This is a genomic window from Mesorhizobium sp. M1142, assembly GCF_040318565.1.
In the GTDB taxonomy this organism is placed as follows: domain Bacteria; phylum Pseudomonadota; class Alphaproteobacteria; order Rhizobiales; family Rhizobiaceae; genus Mesorhizobium.
Window position 1 is genome coordinate 82,465 of record NZ_JAMYMK010000019.1, and the last position, 12,366, is coordinate 94,830.

The window sequence follows — 12,366 nt, forward strand, 5'->3', positions numbered from 1 at the left end:
CGGGATTCAGCTCGTATCCTGATGTGCCGGCTCTGGACACGGTCCGCGAAGGCTGAAATTGTGACCGGTATTTCCAGTTGCAAATTTGGTTGGGCTCGGCGGGATGGCGCTGGTTTCTGAAGATATTGCCAGCCATCCGGCATTGCGTCGGCACGTCCAGGCTCAGTCGCGGGCGCTGCTCCAGACCTATGAAGCGAACCCGCGGCTGGCTTCGGTGTTCGCCACGCAACAACGCTGGCTGATGGCCCATATCGGCCTTGCCTTGTATTTCGATCGAGAGCCGGACGACCATCGCAAGGGACTTACGTCCGCACGGTTCATGGACGGAATCCGCCGGCATTCGGTGGCCAGCCGCAACACCGCCGATGCCTTCCTGAAGGAGATGCTGCATTACGGTTTCATCCGGCATCTGCCGATTAAATACGGGCGCATCCGCCCCTTTGAGCCGGTCGCGGGCACTCTGGAGACGGTTGCCGGCTGGGTCATGGCTCATCTGAAAACGCTGGACAGCCTGGACGGTGGATCTCGACTGGCTGCATTCGTCGCACAACCGGACGTGCTCGCCAAACTGCAGCCGCTGGTGGCCGACGGCCTGCTTTCGTCGCATGCCGTGCGCGAGCCAAGACAGACTTTTTCCTTGTTCACCTGGCTCGACAATGGCGGCATCGTGATGGATTGGCTGATGTCCGGCGTCGATCCCGATCATGCCGACCTGGACCGAATTCCGACCGGTGTCGTCTCAATCGGAGATTTCGCGAACTGGCTCAAGCTTTCCCGGACCCACCTTTCACGCAAATTGCGCGATGCGGAGGAACTCGGCAGCATCGGCTGGCTGGGCCAGCGCGGTCATTCGGTCATGTGGGTGTCGAGCGAGTTCTATCAGGAATACATGACCGCCCAGGCGGTCAAGCTCGCCATCATCGATTCAGCCTTCGACAATTGTGTTGTAACTCCCGACGCCAGCTGAACCGCAAGCCGAACGCCGTCGTGGCGGCCTTGGCGCCGCCGCGACGGAGGTCTGGCATTTCAATCGATGTCGAACGACACGCCCTGCGCAAGCGGCAGCGCCTTGGAATAGTTCACCGTATTGGTAGCGCGCCGCATATAGGCCTTCCAGGCATCGGAACCGCTCTCGCGGCCGCCGCCGGTTTCCTTCTCGCCACCGAAGGCGCCGCCGATCTCGGCCCCTGACGTGCCTATATTGACGTTGGCGATGCCGCAGTCCGATCCGTCGACGCTAAGAAAGCGCTCGGATTCCTGCAGGTCGCGGGTAAAGATCGACGATGACAGCCCCGCTCCCACCGCATTGTGTTCTTCTAGCACGGCGTCGAAGTCCGAATATTTCATCACGTAGAGGATGGGCGCGAAGGTCTCCTCCGTCACTGGCGAAACCTGCCGCGGCATTTCGACCAGCGCCGGACGCACATAGTAGGCCTCGGGATGGCCGTTCTCGACCCGCATTCCGCCGGTTATCTTACCGCCATGCGAAGCCGCCTCCTCCAGCGCCTTCTGCATATTCTTGTAGGCAGCCTTATCGATCAGCGGGCCGACCAGAGCGCTTGTCTCCAGCGGATTGCCGACCGAGACGCTTCCATAGGCCTTCTTCAGGCGCGGAACGAGCTGGTCGTAGACGCTCTCATGCACGAACAGGCGCCTGAGCGTCGTGCAGCGCTGGCCGGCCGTGCCCATGGCGCCGAAGGCGATTGCGCGGAGCGCCATGTCGAGATCGGCCGTCGGGCAGACGATGCCGGCATTGTTGCCGCCGAGCTCCAGCACGGCACGGGCAAAGCGCTTCGCCAGCCGTGGTCCGACGTCCCTGCCCATGCGCGTCGAGCCGGTCGCCGAGACCAGCGGCACCTTGGGATGATCGACCAGGATCTCGCCGACGGCGCGATCGCCGATCAGAACCGGCGCCAGCCCCTTCGGCGCATCGCCGAAACGCTCTGCTGCACGCTTGAAGATCGCTTCGCAGGCGAGCGCCGTCAGCGGTGTCTTCTCGGACGGCTTCCACACCACCGCGTCGCCGCAGACCAGCGCAAGTGCTGCGTTCCACGACCATACCGCGACCGGAAAGTTGAAGGCCGAGATGACCCCGACGACGCCGAGCGGATGCCAGGTTTCCATCATACGATGGCCGGGACGCTCGGTGGCGATGGTCAGGCCGTACAGTTGCCGGGAAAGACCGACGGCGAAATCGCAGATGTCGATCATCTCCTGCACTTCGCCAAGACCCTCGGATGGGATCTTGCCGACTTCGATCGATACCAACCGGCCAAGCTCGGCCTTGTGTGTGCGCAATTCCTCGCCGAGCAGCCGTACCAGTTCTCCACGCTTGGGAGCTGGCACCTGCCGCCACGCCAGGAAAGCTTTGTAGGCATTGTCGATGGTCGTCGCCGCATCGGCCGGCGAGATGGTCTTCAGCGCGGCGATCTGCTCGCCGGTCACCGGGCTGCGGACGATGAGGTCGCCGCCCGTGAGCGCGCCTTCGGCAACGCCCAGTTTCGCCAGAAGCCCGGCCGTTTCCTTCGCAATCGTCATTTTCATCCCTTTCAGATCCCGTCGCTCATATGGCGTCGGTCCAAGCCTGGCGCCATACCCGCCCCCTGCCGGTTGGCACACCAGGCGCTGTCATGGCGTGGCATTACTCGTTTCAGGGAAAAATCGCCACCCCGGCATGGTCTAAGCAAAGGTCAGACCGTTGAACCAGGCGAAGGCGTCGGATCAATGCGCCGTTTGCTTGGCGCCTTCTTTCATCAGCCGGTCGATATGCATGCGGATATGCGCGGCCTCGGCGGCGGTATTGGCAAGCGCGATGGCGCGGTCGAAAGCGACGCGCGCCTCCTCGCCGCGGTCAAGCTGCATCAGCAGTCCGCCCTTGAGGCCGAAGAAATGGAAATAGCCGGAAAGCCGCCCCTCCAGCGGCTCGATCATGGCGAGTGCGGCTTCCGGTCCACGCACCTTGGAGACCGCGACGGCGCGGTTGAGCGTCACCACCGGCGACGGCTGCATCTGCTCGAGCAGGCCGTAGAGCAGGTCGATCTCGTTCCAGTCCGTATCCTCGGGCTTTTCCGCCCGCGCATGCAGTGCGGCGATCGCCGCTTGCACCTGGTACGGACCGGGCTTGCGATGGCGCAACGCCTTATCGACCAGCGCCAGGCCTTCATCGATCATCTTGCGGCTCCACAGGCTGCGGTCCTGGTCTTCGAGCAGCACGATCTCGCCGTTCTCGTCGAAGCGGGCAGGCGCGCGTGCATGTTGCAGCAGCAACAGCGCCGTCAGCCCCATGATCTCCGGCTCGGTCTGGAACAGCCTGAGCAGCAGCCGGGCCAGCCGGATCGCCTCTTCGCAAAGCGGCGCACGCGCCGATGCCTCGCCGCTGTTGCTGGAATAGCCTTCGTTGAAGATCAGGTAGACCATGGCAGCGACGGCGGCGAGCCGTTCGGAGCGCTCGACCGCTCCCGGCGTCTCGAACGGCACCCCGGCGTCGGCGATACGCGCCTTGGCGCGCGTGATACGCTGCTCCATCGCGCTCTCACCGACGAGGAAGGCGCGGGCGATCTGCTTGACCGTCAGGCCGGAGACGATGCGCAACGCCACGGCGATCTGCTGTGTGGCCGGCAGGTCTGGATGGCAGCAGATGAACAGCAGCCGCAAAATATCGTCACGGTAATGCGCCCCGTCCAGCCGCTCGGCGACGTCGCTCTCGGCATCTTCCAGGTCGGAGATCTGCTCCTCCTCCGGCAGCGGCGCCTGCTTGGCGCGCTTGCGCACCGCATCGATGCCGCTGTTGCGGCCGACGAAGATCAGCCAGGCTGCCGGATCGCGCGGCGGGCCGTTTTTCGGCCAGTTGTTCAGTGCCCTCAGGCAGGCGTCCTGGAATGCTTCCTCCGCCGCGTCGAGGTCGCGGAAGTAGCGCAGCAATGCCCCCATCACCTGCGGGCGAGCGGTGCTGATTGCCGTGCTGATCCAGGCGAGTTCGGTCATGCGGAAACCTTGGCGGGATTGAAGAGCGAGACCGGCCGGATTTCATAGGAGCCGCCGCTCGGGTTGACCTCGGAAAGCTCACGCGCGAAGTCGACCGCCTCATCGAGGTCGGCGCATTCGAGCGTGTAGAAGCCGAGGAACTGTTCCTTGGTTTCGGCAAACGGGCCGTCGATGACGATCGATTCGCCCTTGACCTTCCTCAGCGTCGTCGCCGCGGTCGTCGGCAAGAGCCGCGCCACCGGGCCAAGGCGGCCCGCCTGGGCATATTTTTCCTGCACACCCAGAAGTTTTTCCATGACGGCATCGTCCTGCTCCTTGCTCCAGGAGCAGACGACGTCTTCAGAGGCATAGCAGAGGATCGCGTAGAGCATGGTTCGTCCTTTTCTCAAAGGACGAAACACTAGGACCGATGCCGACATGGCGTCGACAAAAAAATACGCCGCGGTCCGACGTCAGCTTTCTCTCGCCTTCAGCCATCTCAAGACCAGGGCCTCCTCGTCGTCTAGCCCGGCGACCGAGCGCTTGCCTTTGTTGGCATCCGCCATTTCGTCGAGCAGCCGTCCTTCGGACCAGGCGCGGAAGACCTCCGGATGAATATAGCATTGGCGACAGACCGCGCGTGTGTTGCCAAGCCGCTCGGCAACCTTGTCGATGACATTGTTCATCACCCGCTTTTGCTGCGCCTGGCTTTCGGGACGTTCGGTTTGGGCAAACAGCGACGCGGCATGAATGGTGCCACCCCAGGTTCTGAAGTGCTTGGAACTGAACTCCGCTCCGGCGTGTTCCCTGATATAGCGGTTGACGTCGTCTGAGCGCACCGGACGCCTGTTTCCCTCCTCGTCGAGATACTGGAACAACTTCTGCCCCGGCAGGTCCTGCGCTCCACGCACGACCTTGGCAATCCGGCGATCGACAAGCTTCAATCTCCATTCCTTGCCGGATTTGCCGATGAAGGCGAAGCGCAGGCTCGAGCCCTTGATGTCGACATGGCGGTCGCGCAGCGTGGTCAACCCAAAACTCTTATTGTCGCGCGCGTAGGCGGCATTGCCGACACGGATCATCGTGTTGTCGAGCAGCCAGACGATAGCCGAAACGACGCGTTCCAGCGGCAGGCCGTGACGGCGCAAATCGACGTCGATCTGCCGCCGCAGTTCGGGCAGGCTCTCGGCGAAGGCGACCAGGCTCGAATATTTGACGCCGTCACGCTCCTCCGCCCAGTGCGGGTGATAGCGGTATTGTTTGCGTCCACGCTGGTCCCTACCGGTCGCCTGGATATGACCATCGGAATCCGGCGAGATCCAGACGTCCGTCCAGGCCGGGGGGATGGCGAGCGCCTTGATGCGTGCCAGCGCCTCCCCGTCGACAATCCGCCCGTCGGGTCCTTTGTACGAGAACCCCTTGCCCGAACGCAGCCGGCGAATACCGGGTTCAGTGTCGGTGACATAATTGAGCGAGGCCCGAACGGCCGAGGCTTGCGCGCCATTCTCCAGCGCCCCGTTCCGCGGCACCCCGTTCTTTGGTGCAGCTTTCCTCACAGCCGATCGGCCAGACGACGACTCGGATTTGTCGAGCATGTCCTCTCCACGGAATTTCCGTAGATAAGCCGCTTGCCGGCTGCGGGTTCCACCGCCTCTTGATCTCTTGGTTCCAGAACAGCCTATCGACGTCGCCGTGCAACGAAGACATGCGTCATCACGCCTTTTCGAGCACGACCGGTATGACGTCGACCGCCTGTTCGCCGACCTGCCCGCCCGTGGTTTTCAACACGCCGACGATCGGCGCCACATCGGAGTAGTCGCGGCCGTAGCCGACCGTGATATGGTCGTTGCTTGCCCGCATGCCATTGGTCGGATCGAATTCCTGCCAGCCGGCATCGCGTCCGCACCACACCTTGACCCAGGCATGCATGGCGTCGGCGCCTTCGAGCCGCGGCTTTCCGCGCGGCGGGATGGTGCGCAGGAACCCGCTGACATAGCCGGCAGGAATGCCGAGGCCGCGCAGGCCGGCGATCATGATGTGGGAAAAATCCTGGCAGACGCCGCGCTTCAGGCCGAAGGCGTCGCTGGCCCGCGTCTGCACGGTGGTCGCCTCGCCGTCATAGGTGAAATCGCGGTGAATGCGGTTGCACAGAGCCATGGCCGTGCCGACTGTCGAACTGCCGGCACTGTCTTTCGCATAGGCAGTGATTGCCGGGTCGATGCCGGCATGATCGCTGGTGGCCAGAAAGTGATGCGGCGACGCCGGCGCCAGCGAGTGCACGGCGCCGAGTTCTTCCCTCAGCCGGCGTATGTCCGGCGATACGTCGAGCCCGGGCTCCGGCCGCGACACTGAAACACGCGCGCTCATCCTGATGTCGAGCGCATCATGCGCGTCACGAAAGGCGATCGAGGTGACACTGTTGCCGAAAAAGTCGGAAAAGTCGGAGCGTTCGCTGGGCGCCGGCACAAAAGACAGTGAAGCGGCGACGACGCGCTGCACGCCAGGGATGGTCGGCGGCAGCACGCGCACCTGATGGCGGCCGCCACCGGCCGCCGCATCATAGTCGTAACGCAGGTGAAGCCTGATGTCGTAGAGCATGCTGTCTCTACCCGAAATAGGCTTTGGCGAGGCTGTTGTAGAGCCCGCCGATTTCATTGGCGAGATCGCCGAGGGCCTCGGCCGTCATGTCCGAGGGCTCCTTGATGGCGATCGACGTGTTGAGCTGCAGAATTTCCTTGGCCGCCGGCGACATATGGCCTTCAGCCCCGACGGAGGGCAGCAGCGCGATTTCGGCCTTCAGCCGTTCGAGCTGGAAAAGGATCGAGCGCGGGTTGAGCGGATCGAGCGCCAGAAGGTCGACCACCGTGCGCCGCCCCGCCTGCACCGGATATTGCCGACGGTGCGTCATGACGCTGTCGCCGATCTCCAGCATCATGTCGAGTGCGCCTTCAGGCGCCTGGGCTCTGGTCAGCCGGGCGAGCGTGCGGGCGATCTGGATGCCGCGTTCGAGCCTGCGGCCGATTTCGAGGAAACGCCAGCCGGCAAAGCGGTACATGTTCTCGTGCAGCAGGCCGGAAAACCCGGCCAGCTTGCGCAGGATCACCGTCATTGCCCTTGTCGCGTCATCGCCCGGCGCCACAGTGGCGGCAAATTGATGGATGGTCTTCGACAGATCCTTCAATGCCAGCCAGCCATCCGGCGAGAAACGGTCTCGGATCTGTCCGGCACTGTAGACGGCGCTGTCCAGGGTGCTGATGAGCCCCAATGGGATTGCCGTCTCGACGTCGATGCCGAACGGCGCGAGATGGTCCCTGATATCGGCGAGCAGCGGCATCTCGGGATCGGATGTCTCGGCCAGCCGCACATGGTAGGCGCGCAGGATGCGCACCGTGTCTTCCGACCGCTCGATATAGCGCCCAAGCCATGTCAGGTTTTCCGCCGCGCGGCTGGGCAGGCTGCCTGGCAAGGTTCGGGTAAAGCTGTCGTGCTCCTGCGGCAGCAGCGTCTCGCGCTCCACCGGCCTGTCGCTGACCACCCAGACATCCGCCGCCTGGCCGCCACGCTGCATGGCGATGGCCGTCGGGTCGAGCGAAAAGCCGACACGGGCAAAACCGCCCGGCATCACGGTCCAGCCTTCGGGCGTCCGCGCCAGATAGACGCGCAGGCTTGCCGGCCGCGGCTCCAGCCAGCCGCCGACATAGACCGGGGTGGTCGACAGCGTCACCGCTTCCTGGCCGACGAAGTCGCCGCCGTCCCGTTCGATCCGGGCGACGAGTTCGGCCCGCTCCTCGACCGACAGCGCTGACCCGAGCTTGGTCGAGCCGTCATCCTCGAAGGCGAGCCGCGTCGACAGCGCCGGACCGATCACCATGCTATCGATATTGGCGAGCACATGCTCGCGCTCCGCCTCCTGCCCGCACCACCACGTCGCCACGGTCGGCAGCAGCAGTTCCTCGTTGCGCAGGGCGCGCGAAATCTTCGGCAGGAAGGCGAGCAGCGCGCGTGTCTCCATCAGGCCGGAGCCCAGCGCGTTGACGGCCGAAACCGCCCCCTGCCGGACCGCTTCGACCAGCCCCGGCGTGCCGATCTGCGAGTCCGGCCGCAGTTCGAGCGGATCGGCGAAGGCGGCGTCGAGCCGCCGCCACAAGACGCTCACCGGCATCAGCCCCGAAACCGTGCGCACCATCAGCCTGCCGCCCGAGACGGTCAGGTCCTCGCCCTCGAGCAGCATGATGCCGAGATAGCGGGCGATATAGGCATGTTCGTAATAGGTTTCGTTCAGCGGTCCCGGCGTCAGGATGGCGACACGGCCACCGGCTTGCTTGGCCATGCCGATCAGCGCATCGCGAAAACGGCGGAAGAAGCCGGCCAGGCGGTGCACATGCATTTCGCCGTAGATGTCGGACAGCGCCCTGGTGGTGGCGACGCGGTTTTCCAGTGCGAAGCCGGCGCCAGATGGGGCCTGTGTGCGGTCGCCAAGCACCCACCAGCGGCCGTCCGGGCCACGACCGAGCTCGAAGGCGCAGAAATGCAGGAAATGGCCGCTGGCCGGCCTGGTGCCGACGACCGGCCGCAAATATTCCGGGCTGGCCGCGATCAATCCGGCCGGCAGAATGCCTTTCTCGACCAGCCGGTTCGGCCCGTAAATGTCGGCGATGGTCTCCTCGAACAGATCGGCGCGCTGGACCAGGCCGGCGCTGATCTCAGCCCATTCCTGCTCCTCGATCAGCAGCGGCACATGTGCCAGCGGCCATTCCCGCTCGTTGGCGCCGGCCTTGTCATAGACTCGGTAGTAGACGCCGGCGTCGCGGAGGTATTGGTCGGCGCGGGCGAAGCGCTGGGCAAGCTTTTCCGGCCCCAGGTCCTCCAGCGCCTCGATGAAGTGCCGCCAGGCCGGCCGCGGATTGCCCGACGCATCGACCATCTCGTCGACGACGCCGTCGATCGGCTGGTAGTGCTCCAGCAGACTGTGGGTCTGCGGCTTGCTGCGCAGCCTTTTGTGATTCCCCTTCGCCATGGCTGATCAGAGTCTTTGCGGTCGCCGAAGGTCAAGGGTCATCGGGAAATCTTCAGAGCCTTCTTCGTTGCGCAGCACATAGCTGGACGGCGTATGGCCACGCGGCTCGAAGCGGGCGAGCCGCCGCGCCTCCGCTTCGTTGCCGTTGACGGGGAACGTGTCGTAGCTGCGCCCGCCGGGATGCGCGACGTGGTAGACGCAGCCGCCGACCGCGCGGCCCGACCAGCGGTCATAGATGTCGAAGACCAGCGGCGTGTTGACCGGCAGCGCCGGATGCAGGCCCGACGCCGGCTGCCAGGCCTTGAAGCGCACGCCGGCCACCGCGATCTCGCGGTTGTCGGTCACCTTCATCGGCACCAGGCGGCCGTTGCAGACGACCGCGTGACGCTCCGGGTTGAGCCCCTCGGTCTTCACCTGCAGCCGCTCGACGGAGGAATCGACAAAGCGCACGGTGCCGCCGATCGCGCCTTGCTCGCCCATCACATGCCACGGCTCCAGCGCCTGCCTGAGCTCCAGCTTGATACCGGCATGCTGGACCTCGCCGCAGAACGGGAAGCGGAATTCGAGCTGGGCGTCGAACCATTCCGGACGGAATGCAAAGCCGTTCAGCTTGAGGTCGTCCAGCACATCGAGAAAGTCAGCCCAGACATAATGCGGCAGCATGAAACGGTCGTGCAGCGAGGTGCCCCAGCGCACGAAGCGGCCGTCGAGCGGGTTCTTCCAGGCCCGAGCGATGATGGCGCGCACCAGCAATTGCTGCGCCAGGCTCATGCGCGCGTTGGGCGGCATCTCGAAGCCGCGGAATTCGACCAGCCCGAGCCGGCCGGTCGGCCCGTCCGGCGAAAATAGCTTGTCGATGCAGATTTCCGAGCGATGGGTATTGCCGGTCACGTCGGTCAGAAGGTTGCGGAACAGCCGGTCGACCAGCCACGGCAGCGGTGCCGCGCCCTTGTCCGGATGCGGCACCTGCGCCATCGCGATTTCGAGTTCGTAGAGCGAATCGTGGCGTGCCTCGTCGAAGCGTGGCGCCTGGCTGGTCGGGCCGATGAACAGGCCGGAGAACAGATAGGACAGCGACGGATGCCGCTGCCACTGCAGCACCAGGCTTTTCAACAGGTCGGGGCGGCGCAGGAACGGACTGTCATTGGGCGTTGCGCCGCCGACGACAACGTGGTTGCCGCCGCCGGTGCCGGTATGGCGGCCATCGATCATGAACTTGTCGGCGCCAAGCCGCGTCTGCCGCGCCTCCTCGTAGATCGCCGTGGTCGTCGCCACGCAATCCTGCCAATTCGCGGCGGGGTGGATATTGACTTCGATGACGCCGGGATCGGGTGCCACACGGATGACGTTGAGGCGCGGATCGTGCGGCGGGCCGTAACCCTCGATATGCACAGGCAGGCCAATAGCCTTTGCCGCGTTCTCCGCCGCCGCGACCAGTTCGAGATAGTCCTCCAGCGCCTCGACAGGCGGCATGAACACACAAAGCCGTCCGTCGCGCGGCTCGGCCGAAAGTGCCGTGCGCACGGCGCCGCCGATCTCGGTGATCTCCTGTTCGACGCGGTCCTGCTGGCCGGTAACGGCCGTGAAGGAAACGGCCTGCTGGCGTCGCGCCATTTCGTCGGCGCCTTCAAGTTCGGCCGACGCAGGCGAAGAAGCAGAATCGGGCAAGATCGCCTCACGCGCCGGCAATGGTCCGCGCGGCAGCGATGGGTCGACCGGCACGATGTAGGGGAACTGCGCCGGCGGCACGTAAGGCAGCGTGCCGAGCGGCAGGCGGTAACCTACCGGTGAATCTCCCGGCACCAGGAACAGCCTGCCGCGCCGCGTCTTCCACTTCTCCGAGCGCCAGCGCGGTCCTGACGCCTGGCTGTTCCAGCGCTGGACAGGCAGCACATAGCCCGACGGCTTGGTCAGCCCGCGTTCGAACACCCGCGCCATGCGGCTGCGCTCCTCCGGGTCCTCCAGCTTCGAATTGGAAGGATCGACGTTGTCAGGCAGCTTGCCTTCCTTGAGCAGCCATTCGGCGGGGTCCTCATAGGCTTCGCTGACCATCGTCTTGTCGATGCCGAGTTCGTCGGCAATCGCGGTCAGCAGGCTCTCGGCCTGCATCGGTCCGACATCCGCCTCGCTCTTTTCATGCGCGATCAGCGACGGGTCGCTCCACACCGGCTCGCCGTCGGTGCGCCAGTAGAGCGAGAAGGTCCAGCGCGGCAGGCTTTCGCCGGGATACCATTTGCCCTGTCCGTAATGCAGGAAGCCGCCCGGCGCGAAGCGCTCGCGCAGCCGGCGGATCAGCGCATCGGCCTTTTCGCGTTTGGTTGGCCCGACGGCGGCGGTGTTCCACTCTGCAGCCTCGAAATCGTCGATCGAGACGAAGGTCGGCTCGCCGCCCATGGTCAGCCGCACGTCGCCGGCATCAAGCGCGGCGTCAACCTGGTTGCCCAGCGCATCGAGCGCCTGCCAGCTTTCGTCGGAAAACGGCTTGGTAATGCGCGGATGCTCGGCGATGCGGTCGACCCGCATGTCGAAGCCGAACTCGACATTGGCGAAGCTCGCCATGCCGGAGATCGGCGCGGCATTGCGGAAATGCGGCGTTGCCGCGAGAGGCACATGGCTTTCGCCGGTGAGCAGGCCGGAGGTCGGGTCGAAGCCGATCCAGCCGGCGCCCGGCAGATACACCTCGCACCAGGCATGGAGATCGGTGAAGTCGACTGCGGTGCCGGGCGGTCCGTCAAGCGCGACGAGGTCGGGCTTCAGCTGGATCAGGTAGCCGGAAACGAAGCGCGCAGCGATGCCGAGGTTCCTCAGTATCTGCACCAGGAGCCAGCTGGAATCCCGGCACGACCCCTTGCCGGCGGCCAGCGTTTCCTCGGGCGAGAAGACGCCGGTTTCCATGCGCACGATATAGGCGATCTCGCGCTGCAGCCTCGCATTGAGGTCGACGACAAAATTGACGGTGTTGGTCGGGCTGCGGTCGAGGGTTTTGAGGAATGCCTCCAACAGCGGCCCCGCCGGTTCCGGCGTCCGGTAGATGGTCAGATCGTCCCTGATCTCTTCGGGGTATTCGAACGGAAACGTCTCGGCCGAGGGCTCGACGAAGAAATCGAACGGATTGTAGACTGTCATGTCGGCAACGAGATCGACCTCGATCTTCAGTTCCGTCACCGGCTCGGGGAAGACGAAGCGGGCAAGGAAATTGCCGTAGGGATCCTGCTGCAAATTGACGAAGTGATTTGCCGGCCCGACCTTCAGCGAATGGCTGAGCACTTTCGTGCGGGAATGCGGCGCAGGCTGCAACCTTATGACTTGCGGGCCCAAGACGACCGGCCTGTCGTATTTGTAGTGGGTCAGGTGATAGACGGCTGCCAGAATTGCCATGGTGCCCC

General features: G+C 64.6%; 8 protein-coding genes. 1 reads left to right on the top strand and 7 read right to left on the bottom strand.

Features of this window, described 5'->3' with window-relative positions:
• Positions 1-103 precede the first annotated feature (103 nt).
• Positions 104-967 (top strand): hypothetical protein, encoded by an 864-nt coding sequence (locus tag NKH42_RS25415; protein ID WP_352689986.1) that lies wholly within the window; start codon positions 104-106, stop codon positions 965-967.
• A gap of 59 nt (positions 968-1,026) precedes the next feature.
• On the opposite strand, the gene amaB is transcribed toward NKH42_RS25415, so the two are convergent.
• The 7 genes from amaB to NKH42_RS25450 form a co-directional block, all read right to left on the bottom strand.
• Positions 1,027-2,538: an L-piperidine-6-carboxylate dehydrogenase gene (amaB, locus tag NKH42_RS25420; protein ID WP_352689998.1), complete on the bottom strand. Its 1,512-nt coding sequence runs from the start codon at positions 2,536-2,538 to the stop codon at positions 1,027-1,029.
• Between the two features lie 183 nt (positions 2,539-2,721).
• Entirely contained in the window at positions 2,722-3,984 is a 1,263-nt protein-coding gene (locus NKH42_RS25425) for an RNA polymerase sigma factor (RefSeq protein ID WP_352974628.1), read from the bottom strand.
• A complete protein-coding gene (locus NKH42_RS25430) occupies positions 3,981-4,355 on the bottom strand; it encodes a YciI family protein (protein WP_254817007.1) in 375 nt (124 codons plus the stop codon). The genes NKH42_RS25425 and NKH42_RS25430 overlap by 4 nt, the downstream gene beginning before the upstream one ends.
• Before the next feature lie 81 nt (positions 4,356-4,436).
• The gene (locus tag NKH42_RS25435) at positions 4,437-5,558 is read right to left on the bottom strand and encodes a DNA topoisomerase IB (protein ID WP_352689985.1); all 1,122 of its coding nucleotides are present in this window, start codon (positions 5,556-5,558) and stop codon (positions 4,437-4,439) included.
• Between the two features lie 118 nt (positions 5,559-5,676).
• The gene (locus NKH42_RS25440; RefSeq protein ID WP_352689984.1) at positions 5,677-6,561 is read right to left on the bottom strand and encodes a transglutaminase family protein; all 885 of its coding nucleotides are present in this window, start codon (positions 6,559-6,561) and stop codon (positions 5,677-5,679) included.
• Positions 6,562-6,568: 7 nt separating this feature from the next.
• A complete protein-coding gene (locus NKH42_RS25445) occupies positions 6,569-8,980 on the bottom strand; it encodes a circularly permuted type 2 ATP-grasp protein (RefSeq protein WP_352689983.1) in 2,412 nt (803 codons plus the stop codon).
• Positions 8,981-8,986: 6 nt separating this feature from the next.
• On the bottom strand, positions 8,987-12,358 hold the full coding sequence (locus NKH42_RS25450) for a transglutaminase family protein (protein WP_352689982.1): 3,372 nt from the start codon (positions 12,356-12,358) through the stop codon (positions 8,987-8,989).
• Between the last annotated feature and the right edge of the window lie 8 nt (positions 12,359-12,366).

What these genes read in the sequence shown, in the direction of transcription:
- NKH42_RS25415 (WP_352689986.1), top strand. Translation starts at nt 104, where the DNA reads ATGGCGCTGGTTTCTGAAGATATTGCCAGCCATCCGGCATTGCGTCGG.
- amaB (WP_352689998.1), bottom strand. Translation starts at nt 2,538, where the DNA reads ATGACGATTGCGAAGGAAACGGCCGGGCTTCTGGCGAAACTGGGCGTT.
- NKH42_RS25425 (WP_352974628.1), bottom strand. Translation starts at nt 3,984, where the DNA reads ATGACCGAACTCGCCTGGATCAGCACGGCAATCAGCACCGCTCGCCCG.
- NKH42_RS25430 (WP_254817007.1), bottom strand. Translation starts at nt 4,355, where the DNA reads ATGCTCTACGCGATCCTCTGCTATGCCTCTGAAGACGTCGTCTGCTCC.
- NKH42_RS25435 (WP_352689985.1), bottom strand. Translation starts at nt 5,558, where the DNA reads ATGCTCGACAAATCCGAGTCGTCGTCTGGCCGATCGGCTGTGAGGAAA.
- NKH42_RS25440 (WP_352689984.1), bottom strand. Translation starts at nt 6,561, where the DNA reads ATGCTCTACGACATCAGGCTTCACCTGCGTTACGACTATGATGCGGCG.
- NKH42_RS25445 (WP_352689983.1), bottom strand. Translation starts at nt 8,980, where the DNA reads ATGGCGAAGGGGAATCACAAAAGGCTGCGCAGCAAGCCGCAGACCCAC.
- NKH42_RS25450 (WP_352689982.1), bottom strand. Translation starts at nt 12,358, where the DNA reads ATGGCAATTCTGGCAGCCGTCTATCACCTGACCCACTACAAATACGAC.